Origin of the sequence: Neorhizobium sp. T25_27, assembly GCF_002968565.1 — a bacterium.
GTDB lineage: Bacteria > Pseudomonadota > Alphaproteobacteria > Rhizobiales > Rhizobiaceae > Neorhizobium > Neorhizobium tomejilense.
The window spans coordinates 64,883-79,998 of the sequence record NZ_PVBJ01000002.1 but is presented as its reverse complement, the minus strand read 5'-3'; the positions used below and the strand labels follow the sequence as shown (position 1 = coordinate 79,998).

Genomic DNA, 15,116 nt, shown 5'->3' with positions numbered 1-15,116 from the left:
GAATGAGGCGTCAAAGCCGATTGACGCCGGCCAAACCGTCGGCGACGGCAAAGCTCTGGAAAACGGCAGCAGGGGAATTCTGCTGCTTGCGGTCGGTGATCCCGATGAAATCCACCTCGGCCGACCGCTCGCTCAAGCGCATGATCGCATAACCATGCTTGTCCGAGGCAAACTTGAGGTGCGGATTTTCGGCAAGCGCCGTCGCAAGGCTTGCGGCTGACGGCGCGTCCGAGGTGACCGAGCCGCAGACGAATTCGCTGGCGATGACCTGAGCCTTCTCCTCCGTGAAGTCGCGCTTCACGTCCGCCGCATAGAAGGCATGCAGGTCGCCGCCGATGATCAGCGGATTTTGGACCGCCGAGGTCTGCACCGCCCCCAGCAGGCGCGTGCGGGCAGCGCGATATCCGTCCCAACCGTCGAGATTGTAAGCCGTGGCCGGCCCGGCCTTGGTGTCGCGCTCGGCAAGCAGCGTCTGCTGGGCGATGAGGTTCCACTTCGCCCGGCTGGCACCGAGCGTATTGCCGAGCCATTGTTCCTGTGCCGGGCCGAGCATGGTCCGCTCCGGCCGGTCGTCGCCTGCCGACCCTTGGAGTTCCGGCGAACGATATTGCCGGGTGTCGAGGAGCGTCACGCCGGCTAGATTGCCGAACCGGTAGTGGTCGTAGATGCGTAGCGCATCGAAGCCGGCGGCGAGGCTTGGATGCACCGGCATGTGCTCGAACCAGGCCTGGTAGGCGGCACGGCGGCGAGCGAGGAATTCGTCACGGTTCGGTGCGTCGGGAGCACGGTCGGCGGCGTAGTTGTTGGTGACTTCATGGTCGTCCCAGACGGCGAGCCAGGGAAAGGCGGCGTGTGCGGCCTGCAACTGCGGGTCGGATTTGTAGAGCGCATAACGATCCCGGAATTCGTAGAGCATCGACGGCACGCCGGTCTCGTGCTTGCGCACCAGCTGCGCGCCGTAACTGCGCTCGTAGATATAGTCGCCGAGATGGACGACGAGATCGAGGTCACGGCCGGCCATGTCGGCATAGGCGCTGTAGAAACCCTGTTCGTATTGCTGGCAGGAGGCGAAGGCGAGGCGAAGCGTATCGGCATTGCCCGCCGGCGCCGTGCGGGTGCGGCCGACCGGGCTTTCCGCATTGCCGGACCGGAAACGGTAGAAATACCAGCGGCCGGGCAGAAGACCCGTCACTTCCACATGCACAGAGTGGGCGAATCCCGGGACCGCGCGGAACAGGCCCGACTGGACCGGCTTTGAAAAAGCCTCGTCCTCGGCAACCATCCATTCCACGTCGATCGGATCGAGGTTCTGCTTCGGCGCCGGGGCAAAAGGATCGGCGGAGGTGGCGGCCGATGTGTCTTGGAGGATCAGCCGGGTCCAGAGGACGACACTGTCGGCCCTCGGCGCGCCAGAGGCGACACCGAGAGCGAAGGGATCGGTCTTGAAGCTCGCCGCACGCGCGGAGCCGAGCGGCCGCCAGACGGCAGCTACCGCCAGCCCGCCCACCAGCAGGCTTCGACGATCAATGAGCGGCATCGAACAGCCCTTCGCGTGCCTTGACGGCGAGGTCCGGGCGGTCGGTGGTGATCTGGCGCAGCGGGCGCTTTAGCCAGAAGGACAGGTCTTCCACCTCGTTCGGAACCCAGACGCCGAGCTTTTCGGCCGGGACGAGCGCGGAGAGCAGTTCCCATTCCTCGAGCAGCAGAGCCTTTTCGATCGCCAGCACGTCGGAAACCCGCAGCATGGCTTCGACGGACTGGCGCAGGCCGAGAGCCTGGACGGATTTTTGATTGAGCGATGAGAGCCGGCGGATATGCGGCGCGACCTGCCCGATCGTCTTCAGGACTTCGCCGCTGAAACTGGTCAGGAAGGAATTGTCCGCAACGCCAAAGCGGTCGATCATCGCCGCGGCCTTGGCTTCGAGGCCTTGATAGGGCTTGCCGTCGGCATCGGCCTTCAGTTCCACATGCAGTTCGAGGCCGGTCGGCGCGTAGATTTCGAGCACGTCCTCGAGCGTCGGGATGTGCTCATCGGTGCCCTTGAGGATCACCGAGCGGTATTCGCCGGCGGCGAGATCCGCCACGCGGCCGGAACGCTCGGTGGTGCGGTCGAGCGTCGCGTCGTGGATGACGAGGAGTTCGCCGCTGGCGCTGAGATGCACGTCGAATTCGACCGATTCGACGGAGAGGTCGAGAAGGTTGCGAAAGCCAGTCAGGCTGTTCTCGGCCCAGAGATCGCGGGCGCCTCGATGGCCGACGATGATGGGATTGGTCATTGGAAATACCTCTTGTCTATTTGCTGGAATCCACCAGGCCCTTGGTGAACCAGCGTTGCATCAGAAGGATGACGAGAGCCGGCGGCGCCATCACAAAAAAGGAAGCAGCCATGGCGATGTTCCAGGCCGGCTGGGCGTCGGCGACCGGGATCAGGTCCTTCAACCCGATCATCGCCGTCGCCATCGCCTTTTCGGTGGTGAAGAGGAGCGGCCAGAGATACTGGTTCCAACCATAGAGGAAGAGAATGATCGACAGCGCCGCGATATTGGCGCGCGACAGCGGCAGCAGCACGTCCCAGAAGAATTTCAACGGCCCGGCGCCGTCGAGCTTGGCCGCCTCGCAGAGCTCGTCCGGTACGGTGAGGAAAAACTGCCGGAACAGGAAGGTCGCGGACGCCGAGGCTATCAGCGGCAGGATCAGCCCACCGTAGCTGTTGATCATGTTCCATTGCAGCGCGGCGTCGAGTTGATAGCCGGTCCTGTCGGCGATGAACCCGGTCAGGCCGATCGCCTCGAACATTAATCGTAGCGGGCCGCCGGCATCGGCCACCGCCTCGTAGGTCGGGATGATGCGCACTTCGACCGGCAGCATCAGCGAGATGAAGATCAGCCAGAAAGCGGTCATGCGGAAGGGAAACCGGAAATAGGTGACCGCAAAGCCGGCTATCAGCGAGACCGTCAGCTTGCCGACGACGATGCCGATGGTGACGATGAGGGAATTGACGTAGAGACGGCTGAACTGGCCTTCGTTCCAGGCGAGGACGGTGTTCTCGACGAAATGGCCGCCCGGGACCAGCGGAAACGGCACCTGCTGCACCTCGCCGACCGTCAGCGAACCGGCGACGAAAGCGAAATAGAGCGGCATGCAGACGGCGGCCGCGCCGATCAGCAGAATGACGTGGCAGAAGATCGAGAGGCCCGTGTGACGTTCGACCATGGTCACACCTGATAATTGACTTTGCGCTCGACGGCGCGGAACTGCAGGAAGGTGAAGAGCACGGCGATCGCCATCAGGATCACCGACTGAGCGGCCGACGATCCGAGGTCGAGCTGGCGAAAGCCATCCTGGTAGACCTTGTAGACCAGCGTGTTGGTGCTGCCGGCGGGTCCACCGTGGGTTACCGTGTCGATGATGCCGAAGGTCTCGAACAGGCCGTAGACGAAGTTCATGACGATCAGGAAGAAAATCGTCGGCGCCGCCATGGGCAGAGTCACCGTGAAGAAGCGGCGGACCGGACGGGCGCCGTCGATTGCGGCTGCCTCCATCACCGAGGCCGGCACCGCCAGAAACGCCGCGACGAGGAAGATGTAATCGTAGCAGACATGTTTCCAGACCGCCGCGACCGAGACAAGCAGCAACGCATCGAACGGCCGACGGTTCGGGTCCCAGGCGAAACCGATCTCATGCAGCATCTGGGCGAGCGGGCCGACGGTCGGGTTGAACAGGAAGGCCCAGAGCACGCCGGATATCGCCGGCGCGATGGCGTAGGGCAGAAGGATGACGCCCTTGTAGATCGCCCTGCCGCGCATGACGTTTTCGGTTGCGAAAGCCAATAACCCGGCGATGACGAGCGTGGCGACGCATTGCACTACCGTGAACCACAGCGTGAGGATGGCGCTGTCACGGTATTCGGGGCTTGAAAACAGGGTGGTGAAATTCTCAAAGCCGACGAAGATCATCGTGCCGCCGAACGGATCCACCTGCACGAAGGCAAGCGACAGCGCCTTCCAGGTGGGGATGAAAAAGAAGAAGAGCAGGATCAGCAGTTGCGGCGCGAGCAGGCCCGCCGCCAGCCAGGGCCGCCGGAAATGCGAGGCCTTGAGCCCCGCTTCCGACGTCCCGAGTAGGGGCAAGGCCAAACGGGGGCGCGTCGCCGCGCCCTCGTTCCTGATCACGATGGCATCACTTGCCGGCATGGAGCTTCTCGTACTGGCGCAGGATCTCGTTGCCGCGCTTGACGGATGAGTCCAGCGCTTCCTGCGGGGTCTTCTTGCCGGTCCAGACGGCCTGGATTTCCTCGATGAGGATAGAAGTCGACTGGTTGTGGTTGCCGAAGCGGAAGCCGCGGGAATTATCCGTCGGCTCGCCACGCGACAGTTGCTCGATGGCGATTTCGCGGGTCGGATGATCCTTGAAATAACCATCGGTCTTCATCTTCTGGTAGGCCGCATTGGTGACCGGAACGTAGCCAGTCGCCTTGCTCCACCATTCCTGGGTTGCCGGCTGAGCCACGAAGTTGAAGAAGGCGGCGACGCCGGCCTGAACCTCTTCCGACTTGCCCTTGACCGCCCAGAGCGATGCGCCACCGATCGTACCGTTCTTGACGTCCGCACCTTCCTCGTGCGGCATGACCGCGGCGCTCCACTTGAACTTCGCGTCCGCTTCGACGCCGGAATGGCTGGCGGTGGAGTTGATGATCGTGGCGCAGGTGCCTGACGTGAAGAGGCTGATCGGAGCGACGCCCTGGCCGGCGATCTTCAGCACGCTGTCATCGACCCATTTCTTCAGCCGCGCGACCTGACCGACCACGCCGGTCTTATTGTAGACGAACTCGGTATCGAGACCGGCATAACCGTTGGCCTTGGTGGCGAAGGGGTAGTTGTTGATCGCCGAATAGTTCTCGATCAGGCTCCACTGGAAATCGCCCGGCAGCGCCATCGGGCAATCGGTGACCTTTTTCTCCTTCAGCGCATAAAGCTGCTTTTCGAGACCCTGCCAGGTATCCGACGGCGCATCGAAGCCGGCGGCCTTGAAGGCATCGGCATTGTACCAGAGGATCGGCGTCGACGAGTTGAAGGGAAGCGCCGCCGGCTTGCCGTTGACGATATAGAAGCCGGCGACCGGCTTGACGAAATCGCTCCAGTCGATCTTGTAGCCTTGCTTGGCCATCAGCTGGTCGACAGGGATGACCGCACCGGAATTCAGCATGGTCATGAAACCGCGCTCGGCCGACTGAAGGATAGCCGGCTGCTGGTTGACGCGGTAGGCGGCGACCATGGCCGCCATGGTCTCTTCGTAATTGCCCTTGAACGTGCCGACGACCTCGTACTTGTCCTGGGACTTGTTGAAGTCGGAGATCAGCTTCTGGACGGTATCGCCGAGCTTGCCGGAGATCGCATACCACCACTCGATCTTGACGCGGTCGGCGGCAGTTGCTCCCGTCGCGCCCATCAAAAGTGCGCTTGCGGCAAGAAGGCCGGTAATCGATTTCAGATATGTCGAAGCCATGTTTCGGATCCCTCGATATTCGGGTCTTTCGCACGACCCGCCCTGTTTCGGTTCTGGCCATCTCCATCAGTCTGGGTTAGCCATGACATGGATGGGTTATGTTACACATGTTACACACATGTGACATATGATACTTCAAAGGTGGGGACAATGGAATATCGTGAGCTGATGGTGCGGGCCGCGTGGCTCTATCACGTGGAAAGCCTTACCCAGCAGCAGATCGCCGAGCGGATGAATATCACCCGCCGGCGCGTCAACGAGATCCTCTCGGAGGCGCTGGAAGCAGGCGTTGTCAGGATCAGCTTCGATTCCGTGCTGGCGGAAAGCGTCGAGCTGGAGGCGAAATTGCGCAAGCGATTCGGCCTGCAGGATGCGGTCGTGGTGCCGACGCCAGCGGACCCTGCGCTCCTGCATTCGGTGCTCGGACGTGGGGCAGCCGGCTTTCTCGGCCGGCTGATCCAAACCCAGAAGCCCGCCTCGATCGGCGTCGGCTGGGGCTCGACGCTGCGCGAGACGATCCAGCACATCCCCTCGCTCAACGAACCGCAGATCAAGGTACGCTCGATGATGGGCGGGCTGACGCAGGGCTCTGAAATCAACACGTTCGAGATCGTCCGCGGCTTCGCGCAGGTGCTGAACGCTCAGTGCCGCTATTTCGTGGCGCCGATCTATGCCGAGAGCCCGGAATCGCGCGATGCGATCATTTCGCAGGCGGTGTTCCAGAGGACGTTCAAGCAGATCTGCGAGGTGGATGTCGCCTACCTCAGCGTCGGCGACGTATCGCAGCAGTCGCTGCAGGTGCGCTATGGCCTGCCCGAAGGCATGAACGAGCAGATCCTCAGGAAAGCCGGCGCGGTCGGCGACCTGATGGGCCGTTATCTCGACGCGACAGGCAAGGAAATCGACCATCCGCTGAACCGCCAGGTTCTCGCCCCGGAGATGGAGGATTTCCGAAAAGTCGGCTGCCGAATCGTCGCGTCGGGCGGGGCGCACAAGCACAAGATCCTGCAGGCGGTGGCGCAGAGCGGGCTCGTCAACGTGATGATCACCGATGCCGACAGCGCCAAGGCCATGCTGGCAGCGAAATAGCCGTCAGATATTCCGCCTCTTGCCCTCCAGGAGGTCGATGATGGAATTGGCGGCATCCAGAACGTTGGTGCCGGGGCCGAAGACGGCGGCGACGCCGTGGTCCATCAGGTAGTCGTAATCCTGCCGAGGCACGACGCCGCCGACCACGACGATGACGTTTTCGGCGCCTTTCGCCTTCAGGGCTTCGACGAGTTGGGGCGCCAGCGTCCGGTGACCGGCGGCGAGCGACGACATGCCGACCACCTGGACGTTTTGCCTGACCGCGAGGTCCGCCGCCTCCTCGGGTGTCTGGAACAGCGGGCCGGCGAGAACCTCGAAGCCGATGTCGCCAAAGGCCGAGGCGATCACCTTGGCGCCGCGGTCATGGCCGTCCTGGCCGAGCTTGGCGACCATGATCTTCGGCCTGCTGCCAAGCGCTTGAGCATAGCTGCCAAGCCGCGAGACGATCGTCTTGTATTCCGGGTCGTCCCCGTAGGCGGGTCCGTAGATATCGGTGACCACTTCCGGCACCGCCGAGTGGTCGCCGAAGGCTTGCCGCATCGCGTCGGAGATTTCACCGACGGTGGCGCGGGCGCGGGCCGCCTCGATCGCCACTTCCAGCAGGTTTCCCTCGCCGCTTTCAGCGGCTTCCTCGAGGACGGCGAGCGCCGCCGCCACACGCTTCGGATCGCGCTGGCGGCGCACTTCCTCCAGGCGCTTGATCTGGCCTTTGCGGACCGCGGTATTGTCGATCGCCAGAATGTCGATCTCGTCCTCGTTTTCCAGCCGGTACTTGTTGACGCCTACGATGATTTCTTCGCCGCGGTCGACGGCGGCCTGGCGGCGGGTGGCGGCCTCCTCGATCAGCCTCTTCGGCAGGCCGTCGGCGACAGCCTTGGTCATGCCGCCCATCGCCTCGACCTCCTCGATCAGCGCCCAGGCCTTTTCCGCAAGCTCGTTGGTGAGGCTCTCGACATAATAGGAGCCGGCCAGCGGATCGACGACCTTGGTCACGCCGGTTTCGTGGCTGAGGATCAGCTGGGTATTACGGGCGATGCGGGCGGAAAAATCGGTCGGCAAAGCCATCGCCTCGTCCAGCGCGTTGGTGTGCAGCGATTGGGTGCCGCCGAGCACCGCTGACAGGGCCTCATAGGCCGTGCGGATGACGTTGTTGTAGGGGTCCTGCTCCTGCAGCGAGACGCCCGAGGTCTGGCAATGGGTGCGCAGCATCAGCGAGGACGCCTTTTGCGGCTTGAACTCCTCCATGATCCGCGACCATAGAAGCCGGGCGGCGCGCAGCTTGGCCGCCTCCATGAAGAAATTCATGCCGATCGCGAAGAAAAACGACAGCCGGCCAGCGAACTCGTCGACGCTGAGACCCTTGGCAAGTGCGGCACGGACATATTCGCGGCCGTCGGCCAGCGTGAAGGCGAGTTCCTGGACGAGCGTCGCACCCGCTTCCTGCATATGATAGCCGGATATCGAAATCGAATTGAACTTCGGCATTTCTTTTGCCGTATATTCGATGATGTCGGCGACGATCCGCATCGAAGGCTCGGGCGGATAGATATAGGTGTTGCGGACCATGAACTCCTTCAAAATGTCGTTCTGGATGGTCCCGGACAGTTCGGCCCGCGAACAGCCCTGTTCCTCGCCGGCGACGATGAAGGAGGCGAGGATCGGGATGACCGCGCCGTTCATGGTCATCGACACTGACATCTCCTTCAAGGGAATACCGTCGAACAGGATCTTCATGTCCTCGACGCTGTCGATCGCCACGCCCGCCTTGCCGACATCGCCCTCGACCCGCGGATGGTCGCTGTCGTAGCCGCGATGGGTGGCGAGGTCGAAGGCGACCGAGAGGCCTTTCTGGCCGCCGGCGAGATTGCGGCGGTAGAAGGCGTTCGACGCTTCGGCGGTCGAGAAGCCTGCATATTGGCGGATCGTCCAGGGCCGGCCGGCATACATGGTGGCGCGCGGTCCGCGCACGAACGGCTTCATCCCCGGCAGCGAATTGAGATGCTCGATGCCATCGAGATCTTGAGCTGTATAGAGCGGCTTGACGTCGATACCCTCGGGCGTGTGCCAGGTCAGCGTGTCGGGCGAGGCTTTGATTTCTTTTGTCGCCAGGGACGCCCAGTCGGCGATTTTCTTATTGGTCATGAGATCATGCCTCCGATGATGCACGCTGTAGGGCGCCACAAAGCGCTCCGGATTGACCCGTATGCGACCCAGTAGTATTCTGGCGCGCGAAAGGGAGCTTGTGCCATGTCAGTGAAAGCCTCCGTATCGATCTCCGACCAACAGGACTCATTCGCTCGCAAGCTGGTGGAGGAGGGACGTTACGCAAGCCTGAGCGCCGTCGTGCAGCGTGGGTTGGAGCTTGTCCGCGAAGAAACGGAGATAAAGGACGCGGAGCTTGCAGCTTTGAGGGCTCTCGTCGATCGCCGCCGTCGCGGCAAATTTTTGTCGGAAGACGAGAGTCGTCAGCGTATTGACGCGATGATTGCGGCCAAGAAGGCGCAGTATGGACTATGAGGTCAGGCTTTCGGAGGAAAGTGAGAACGACCTCGCTTTGATTTTCGATCATCTGATCGATGTGCATCTTAGTCTCGGCGAAGCTGTCGAAGATGCTATTTCCCGAGCCACGGCACGCATACGCAGGATCGAGGATGACATATTTTCTATCGGGCGTTTTCCATACAAAGGCACGTTGACGCCCGAAGTGGCGGTCGGATTGCGTCACGTCACCAAAGGGCGGGCGATCATATATTTCGACGTGTACGAGCAGCAGGAATTGGTCCAGATCATCGCGGTTTTCTTCGGCGGGCAGGACCATCAGCGGCACATGCTGGAGCGTCTTGGTGTGGCCGCGAGCCGCGGCGGATTCTGACGGACTTGCCGGAGGAGAGGTCACAATCATTGCTGCTGCTCCACCAAGCTCGTTGCTTCGCTCTGAATATCCCAATCCTGAAATCCAGCCACGCTGCCGGCGGACAATCCCTCCGCGACGTAAAGATATGTTCGCTTCTGAACCAGTTTGCCGCCGTCGAAAATGGAACAGGTGACGTCCGCAGTGTCTGGCCCGCCCGCCCGATCAACGTCGCAGGCTACAGTGCCGGGGTCGTGGATTAGTTTCGTGATGTAATTGTCCTTGTAATCCTCCACGGCCTTCCGACTAGCAGCCTGGACGAGCTGAACCTCAGTCAGGTTTCCCGGCGCGATGATATGGGCGGCAATATAGACAATGACGACAGTGATCAGGTTGCAGATCACATAGATGCCAACCCACTTTGCCGCCCACTTCGCTCGCTCCATCACCCCTCGAACTCCATGATCAACTCGTCGACCGCCAGGCTTTGGCCCTGGCTTGCGGCAACCCGCTTGACGACGCCCTTCCTCTCCGCCTTCAGCACGTTTTCCATCTTCATCGCCTCGACGGTCGCGAGCGTCTGGCCGGCTTCGACTGCGTCGCCGGCCTTCACCGAGACGGAGGTAATGACGCCGGGCATGGGGCAGAGCAGCATTCTCGAAGTGTCAGGCGGCAGCTTTTTCGGCATCAGGCGGGCAAGTTCGGCCACGCGGGGCGAACGGACGCGGGCGGTGACGTCCATGCCGCGCCAGCGCAACCGCACTGCGGAGCCGATGAGGTTGACCTTGACCCCCATCGTCTCGCCGCCGACATGGAAGCGGGCATGGCTTTGGCCCGGCAGCCAGCCGCTGGCGACGGAAAGCTGTGCTCCATCGGCAAAGCGGACGCCGGCGCCGTCGGGGCCGGTCTTGAGCGTCACGGCCTCTTCGAAGCCTGCGAGCGTCACCACCCAGTCCTTGCCGATTACCCGGCGATGATTGCCGATCGTGCCGGAGATCTGCACCGCGCGCTCCTGCAGGGCCTGATTGACCAGGACGGCGATGGCGGCGAGCTTCCTCGCGGCCGCCTCATCGGGATGCACGCCCGAAAAACCTTCCGGGAATTCCTCGGCGATGAAGGCCGTGGTGATCTTTCCGGAGCGAAAACGGTCGTGATCCATGACGGCCGAGAGGAAGGGCAGATTGTGGCCGATGCCGTCGACCTCGAAATCGTCGAGCGCCTTGCCCATCGCGTCGATCGCCGTCAGACGATCAGGCGCCCAGGTGCAGAGTTTTGCAATCATCGGGTCGTAATACATGGAGATCTCGCCGCCCTCGAAGACGCCGGTATCGTTGCGGACCACGGTGCCGTCATCCTGCCGACCTTCCGCGGGCGGGCGGTAGCGGCTCAGCCGACCGATCGAGGGCAGGAAGTTGCGGTAGGGATCCTCGGCATAAAGCCGGCTTTCGATCGCCCAACCATTCAGCTTGACGTCGTCCTGACCGAGCGACAGTTTTTCGCCTGACGCAACGCGGATCATCTGTTCGACGAGATCGATACCGGTGACGAGTTCGGTGACCGGGTGCTCCACCTGCAGGCGGGTGTTCATCTCGAGGAAATAGAAATTTCTGGCGCCGTCGACGATGAACTCCACCGTGCCGGCCGAGAAATAACCGACCGCTTTCGCGAGTGCGACAGCCTGTTCCCCCATGGCCCGCCGGGTTTCGGCGTCGAGGAAAGGCGACGGGGCCTCCTCGATGACCTTCTGGTTGCGGCGCTGGATCGAGCATTCGCGCTCACCGAGGTAGAGCGTGGTGCCGTGTTGATCGCCGAGCACCTGGATTTCGATGTGGCGCGGCTGGTCGACGAATTTTTCGATGAAGATGCGGTCGTCGCCGAAGGAATTCTTCGCCTCGTTGCGGGAGGACTGGAAACCTTCGCGCGCCTCGGCATCATTCCAGGCGATGCGCATGCCCTTGCCGCCGCCGCCGGCGGACGCCTTGATCATCACCGGATAACCGATCGAGGCGGAGATTTTTACCGCTTCCTCGGCATCCTCGATCAGGCCCATATGGCCGGGAACGGTGGAGACGCCGGCTTCTGCGGCGATCTTCTTGGAGGTGATCTTGTCGCCCATCGCCTGGATGGCTTTCACCGGCGGGCCGATGAAAACGACGCCGGCCTTTTCCAACGCTTGCGCGAACGCGGCATTTTCCGAAAGGAAGCCATAACCCGGATGCACCGCATCCGCGCCGGTCGTCCGGATCGCCTCCAGGATCTTGTCGATGACGATATAGGACTGGGAAGACGGTGCCGGGCCGATATGAACAGCCTCGTCCGCCATCCGTACATGCAGCGCCTCGGCATCCGCGTCCGAATAGACCGCCACCGTCTTTATGCCCATCTTGCGGGCCGTCCTGATGACCCGGCAGGCGATCTCGCCACGATTGGCGACGAGGATTTTCTTGAGCGCCGGCATCAGACCTCCATGACGTCGTCGAAGGATTCGGGGAACGTTCTGCGGGCGACCTTCTCGTCGATCCTGAGAAGCGCGTCGTAGGAGGTCGGGTCGAAGTCGTTTTCGGCCGGAACGACCTCGCGGCCGAACAGAAGGTTGAGCCGGCCGGCATCGAGATTGCCCCGCTCGAACGGCTCAGAGCCGAAATGGTGCCACAGCGCATGCAGGAAGGCGGCATCCACCTTGTGTTCGATCGTGCCCGGGCGGGCGAGGCGCTGCAGCTGCTTCAGCGGCGTCGCCCCCTTTTCGTTTGCCCGCCGGATCGTGAAATGATGCCCGTGGCCCGGCATGCCGGAAGGGAAACCCCTATGTTTCGTCATGTCGGGCGGTCTGGGCATGCTGGTCTCCTTGCGGTCGTTCTTCAAGCCTTGGCGAGCTTGTCCTGCGTCTTCGTCTCGAAATCGGAAGCGTCGTGGCGTTCGTGAAGCTGTTCGGACGGATCGCCGTTCACCCGGTTCACCATGCGGCCACGCTTGACGGCCGGCCGTTCGGCGATCTCGGCCGTCCAGCGCTGGACGTTCTTGTAGCTCTGGACGTCGAGGAAGGTGCCGGCCTCGCCATAGGCCTTGCCTTGCGCCAGGTTGCCGTACCAGGGCCAGATGGCAATATCGGCGATGGAATATTCGGCGCCTGCCATGTACCGGTTCTCGGCAAGATGCCGGTCCAGGACATCGAGCTGGCGCTTCACCTCCATCGAGAATCGGTCGATGGCATATTTGATATAGACCGGCGCATAGGCATAGAAATGGCCGAAGCCGCCGCCGAGATAGGGTGCCGAGGCCATCTGCCAGAACAGCCAGTTCATCGTTTCGGTGCGTGCCTTGTGGTCCTTGGGGAGGAAGGCGTCGTCGAACTTGTTTGCGAGATAGAGAAGGATCGCGCCGCTTTCGAAAACGCGGGTCGGCTCGGGCGTGGAACGGTCCAGCAGGGCCGGGATCTTCGAATTCGGATTGACATCGACGAAACCGGAACCGAACTGGTCGCCATCGCCGATCTTGATGAGCCAGGCATCGTATTCGGCGCCCTTGTGGCCCGCGGCCAGCAGCTCTTCCAGCATGATGCCGATCTTCACGCCGTTCGGCGTCGCCAGCGAATAGAGCTGCAGGGGATGCTTGCCGACCGGCAGCTCCCTCTCATGTGTCGGACCGGCGATCGGCCGGTTGATATTGGCGAACTGGCCGCCGTTTCCCTGTTCCCAGGTCCAGATCTTCGGGAGCTCGTAGCCCGCTGGAAAATTCTCGGCGGGGGATTTGTCGGTCATGAAATCTTCCTTCCATTCAGGTGGCGCGCCCAAGGGTTTTAGCGGGGCGACACCTATATAGAGAGCGGCCAGCCGAATTTCCGCTGGTCACAGCGGGATCGTGTCGTGTTTCTTCCAATGCGTCGTCACCTGCTTGTTTCGCAGCGAGGCGAAGGCGCGGGCGATGCGGCGGCGCGACGAATGCGGCATGATCACCTCATCGATGAAACCGCGCTCGGCCGCCACGAACGGATTGGCGAAACGCTCCTCGTATTCCTTCGTCCGCGCCGCGATCTTCTCCGGGTCGCCGAGTTCCGAGCGGTAGAGGATCTCGGTCGCTCCCTTCGCACCCATGACGGCGATTTCGGCGGTCGGCCAGGCATAGTTGAAATCGGCGCCGATATGTTTCGAGGCCATGACGTCATAGGCGCCGCCATAGGCCTTTCGCGTGATCAGGGTGACCATGGGGACGGTCGCTTCGGAATAAGCGAACAGCAGTTTTGCACCGTGCTTGATGACGCCGCCATATTCCTGGGCCACGCCCGGAAGGAAACCCGGCACGTCCACCAGGGTCAGGATCGGGATCGAGAAAGCGTCGCAGAAACGCACGAAACGGGCGGCCTTGCGGGAACTGTCGATATCGAGGCAGCCGGCCAGCACCATCGGCTGGTTGGCGACGACGCCGACCGTCTGGCCTTCGAGACGGATGAAGCCGGTGATGATGTTTCTCGCATAGGCTTCCTGGATCTCGAAGAAATCGCCCTCGTCGGCGATCGCATAGATCAGTTCCTTCATGTCGTAGGGTTTTGCGGCGCTGTCCGGGATCAGGCTGTCGAGGCGGTTCTCGATGCGGGCCGGATCGTCGTGGAAGGGACGGACCGGCGGCTTTTCGCGGTTGTTGAGCGGCAGGAAATCGAAGAGCTGGCGGACGGCTTCGAGCGCCTCGATATCGTTTTCGAACGCGGCATCGGCGACCGAGGATTTTTTCGTGTGTGTGCCGGCGCCGCCGAGTTCCTCGGCCGTGACGATCTCGTTGGTCACGGTCTTCACTACGTCGGGACCAGTGACGAACATGTAGGAACTGTCGCGCACCATGAAGATGAAGTCGGTCATGGCCGGCGAATAGACCGCACCACCGGCGCAAGGCCCCATGATGACGGAAATCTGCGGCACGACGCCTGATGCCTCGGCATTGCGGCGAAAGACTTCGGCATAGCCGGCAAGCGAGGAAACCCCTTCCTGGATGCGGGCACCGCCACTGTCGTTCAGGCCGATCACCGGCGCCCCGACCCGCACCGCCATATCCATGATCTTGCAGATCTTTTGCGCATGTGTCTCGGAAAGCGAGCCGCCGAGAACCGTAAAGTCCTGGGAAAAGACGTAGACCTGGCGGCCGTTGATGGTGCCCCAGCCGGTGACGACGCCGTCGCCCGCGACCTTTTGGCTATCCATACCGAAATCCACCGCCCGGTGCGTGACATACATGTCGAACTCCTCGAAGGAGCCCTCGTCGAGCAGGACCTCGAGGCGCTCGCGGGCCGTCAGCTTGCCCTTCGCATGTTGTGCCTCAATACGCTTCTTGCCCCCGCCGAGCCTTGCCTCCGCCCGGCGTTTCTCGACCTCACCCAGAACTGCTCGCATGTTTGCTCCCGGTATTCCCTTGGGCATTACTTAGCGTCTCGCGGGCCTACGCGAAACCGTGGAACGCGCATCTATACGAATTGATAAGAGCGCGGGCCGGAAAATGCAAAAAGGCCCGGAAACCATATGACCGTGCCTAGAGCGGCGGTCTGGCTGGCCTCGTCACCATCAAATCGGCCGTAGCTGTCTTTGGTTGATAACGGCCGCCTACGATTTCGTATTCCTCTTGTTCTGCCCCCATCAACCGCCAAGCGATCCTTCTCTCGGTAGACCGCAGCTGCGCGGCCAATGGC

14 protein-coding genes are annotated in these 15,116 nt (G+C 62.1%); 3 read left to right on the top strand and 11 right to left on the bottom strand.

The window, feature by feature from the left end; genetic code table 11:
- Positions 1-10 precede the first annotated feature (10 nt).
- Genes C5J24_RS07120 through C5J24_RS07100 form a run of 5 tightly spaced genes read right to left on the bottom strand, consistent with a single transcriptional unit; the run spans position 11 to position 5,505 of the window.
- Positions 11-1,537, bottom strand: a complete 1,527-nt coding sequence (locus C5J24_RS07120) for an alkaline phosphatase (protein ID WP_105416858.1) — start codon at positions 1,535-1,537, stop codon at positions 11-13.
- A complete protein-coding gene (locus C5J24_RS07115) occupies positions 1,524-2,276 on the bottom strand; it encodes a glycerophosphodiester phosphodiesterase family protein (RefSeq protein ID WP_105416856.1) in 753 nt (250 codons plus the stop codon). Before C5J24_RS07115 ends, C5J24_RS07120 begins: the two co-directional genes overlap by 14 nt.
- Before the next feature lie 16 nt (positions 2,277-2,292).
- Entirely contained in the window at positions 2,293-3,213 is a 921-nt protein-coding gene (locus tag C5J24_RS07110) for an ABC transporter permease subunit (RefSeq protein ID WP_105416854.1), read from the bottom strand.
- A 2-nt stretch (positions 3,214-3,215) separates the two neighbouring features.
- A complete protein-coding gene (locus C5J24_RS07105) occupies positions 3,216-4,193 on the bottom strand; it encodes an ABC transporter permease subunit (protein ID WP_105416852.1) in 978 nt (325 codons plus the stop codon).
- Positions 4,180-5,505 (bottom strand): extracellular solute-binding protein, encoded by a 1,326-nt coding sequence (locus C5J24_RS07100; protein WP_105416850.1) that lies wholly within the window; start codon positions 5,503-5,505, stop codon positions 4,180-4,182. The genes C5J24_RS07105 and C5J24_RS07100 overlap by 14 nt, the downstream gene beginning before the upstream one ends.
- Before the next feature lie 150 nt (positions 5,506-5,655).
- Between C5J24_RS07100 and C5J24_RS07095 the strand changes: the two genes are divergently transcribed.
- Entirely contained in the window at positions 5,656-6,594 is a 939-nt protein-coding gene (locus C5J24_RS07095; protein WP_105416848.1) for a sugar-binding transcriptional regulator, read from the top strand.
- A 3-nt stretch (positions 6,595-6,597) separates the two neighbouring features.
- Here C5J24_RS07095 and scpA read toward each other — a convergent pair whose 3' ends face one another.
- Positions 6,598-8,736 (bottom strand): methylmalonyl-CoA mutase, encoded by a 2,139-nt coding sequence (gene scpA / locus C5J24_RS07090; protein ID WP_105416846.1) that lies wholly within the window; start codon positions 8,734-8,736, stop codon positions 6,598-6,600.
- Positions 8,737-8,841: 105 nt separating this feature from the next.
- On the opposite strand from scpA, the gene C5J24_RS07085 reads away from it, so the two are divergent.
- Together C5J24_RS07085 and C5J24_RS07080 are read left to right on the top strand one after the other, a co-directional pair.
- Positions 8,842-9,111, top strand: a complete 270-nt coding sequence (locus C5J24_RS07085; protein ID WP_105416844.1) for a type II toxin-antitoxin system ParD family antitoxin — start codon at positions 8,842-8,844, stop codon at positions 9,109-9,111.
- Positions 9,101-9,466, top strand: a complete 366-nt coding sequence (locus C5J24_RS07080; protein WP_105416842.1) for a type II toxin-antitoxin system RelE/ParE family toxin — start codon at positions 9,101-9,103, stop codon at positions 9,464-9,466. Before C5J24_RS07085 ends, C5J24_RS07080 begins: the two co-directional genes overlap by 11 nt.
- A gap of 26 nt (positions 9,467-9,492) precedes the next feature.
- On the opposite strand, the gene C5J24_RS07075 is transcribed toward C5J24_RS07080, so the two are convergent.
- The 5 genes from C5J24_RS07075 to C5J24_RS07055 form a co-directional block, all read right to left on the bottom strand.
- Positions 9,493-9,891: a hypothetical protein gene (locus tag C5J24_RS07075; RefSeq protein ID WP_105416841.1), complete on the bottom strand. Its 399-nt coding sequence runs from the start codon at positions 9,889-9,891 to the stop codon at positions 9,493-9,495.
- A complete protein-coding gene (locus tag C5J24_RS07070; protein ID WP_105416839.1) occupies positions 9,891-11,903 on the bottom strand; it encodes an acetyl/propionyl/methylcrotonyl-CoA carboxylase subunit alpha in 2,013 nt (670 codons plus the stop codon). Before C5J24_RS07070 ends, C5J24_RS07075 begins: the two co-directional genes overlap by 1 nt.
- Entirely contained in the window at positions 11,903-12,280 is a 378-nt protein-coding gene (locus C5J24_RS07065) for a hypothetical protein (RefSeq protein ID WP_105405017.1), read from the bottom strand. Before C5J24_RS07065 ends, C5J24_RS07070 begins: the two co-directional genes overlap by 1 nt.
- Positions 12,281-12,303: 23 nt before the next feature.
- Positions 12,304-13,203 (bottom strand): glutathione-dependent disulfide-bond oxidoreductase, encoded by a 900-nt coding sequence (yghU, locus tag C5J24_RS07060; protein ID WP_105416837.1) that lies wholly within the window; start codon positions 13,201-13,203, stop codon positions 12,304-12,306.
- A gap of 87 nt (positions 13,204-13,290) precedes the next feature.
- Complete coding sequence (locus C5J24_RS07055; protein WP_105404974.1) at positions 13,291-14,823, bottom strand: acyl-CoA carboxylase subunit beta; 1,533 nt, start codon at positions 14,821-14,823, stop codon at positions 13,291-13,293.
- Positions 14,824-15,116 lie beyond the last annotated feature (293 nt).

What these genes read in the sequence shown, in the direction of transcription:
- C5J24_RS07105 (WP_105416852.1), bottom strand. Translation starts at nt 4,193, where the DNA reads ATGCCGGCAAGTGATGCCATCGTGATCAGGAACGAGGGCGCGGCGACG.
- C5J24_RS07065 (WP_105405017.1), bottom strand. Translation starts at nt 12,280, where the DNA reads ATGCCCAGACCGCCCGACATGACGAAACATAGGGGTTTCCCTTCCGGC.
- C5J24_RS07085 (WP_105416844.1), top strand. Translation starts at nt 8,842, where the DNA reads ATGTCAGTGAAAGCCTCCGTATCGATCTCCGACCAACAGGACTCATTC.
- C5J24_RS07080 (WP_105416842.1), top strand. Translation starts at nt 9,101, where the DNA reads ATGGACTATGAGGTCAGGCTTTCGGAGGAAAGTGAGAACGACCTCGCT.
- C5J24_RS07110 (WP_105416854.1), bottom strand. Translation starts at nt 3,213, where the DNA reads ATGGTCGAACGTCACACGGGCCTCTCGATCTTCTGCCACGTCATTCTG.
- C5J24_RS07115 (WP_105416856.1), bottom strand. Translation starts at nt 2,276, where the DNA reads ATGACCAATCCCATCATCGTCGGCCATCGAGGCGCCCGCGATCTCTGG.
- C5J24_RS07120 (WP_105416858.1), bottom strand. Translation starts at nt 1,537, where the DNA reads ATGCCGCTCATTGATCGTCGAAGCCTGCTGGTGGGCGGGCTGGCGGTA.
- yghU (WP_105416837.1), bottom strand. Translation starts at nt 13,203, where the DNA reads ATGACCGACAAATCCCCCGCCGAGAATTTTCCAGCGGGCTACGAGCTC.
- C5J24_RS07055 (WP_105404974.1), bottom strand. Translation starts at nt 14,823, where the DNA reads ATGCGAGCAGTTCTGGGTGAGGTCGAGAAACGCCGGGCGGAGGCAAGG.
- C5J24_RS07095 (WP_105416848.1), top strand. Translation starts at nt 5,656, where the DNA reads ATGGAATATCGTGAGCTGATGGTGCGGGCCGCGTGGCTCTATCACGTG.
- C5J24_RS07070 (WP_105416839.1), bottom strand. Translation starts at nt 11,903, where the DNA reads ATGCCGGCGCTCAAGAAAATCCTCGTCGCCAATCGTGGCGAGATCGCC.
- C5J24_RS07100 (WP_105416850.1), bottom strand. Translation starts at nt 5,505, where the DNA reads ATGGCTTCGACATATCTGAAATCGATTACCGGCCTTCTTGCCGCAAGC.
- scpA (WP_105416846.1), bottom strand. Translation starts at nt 8,736, where the DNA reads ATGACCAATAAGAAAATCGCCGACTGGGCGTCCCTGGCGACAAAAGAA.
- C5J24_RS07075 (WP_105416841.1), bottom strand. Translation starts at nt 9,891, where the DNA reads ATGGAGCGAGCGAAGTGGGCGGCAAAGTGGGTTGGCATCTATGTGATC.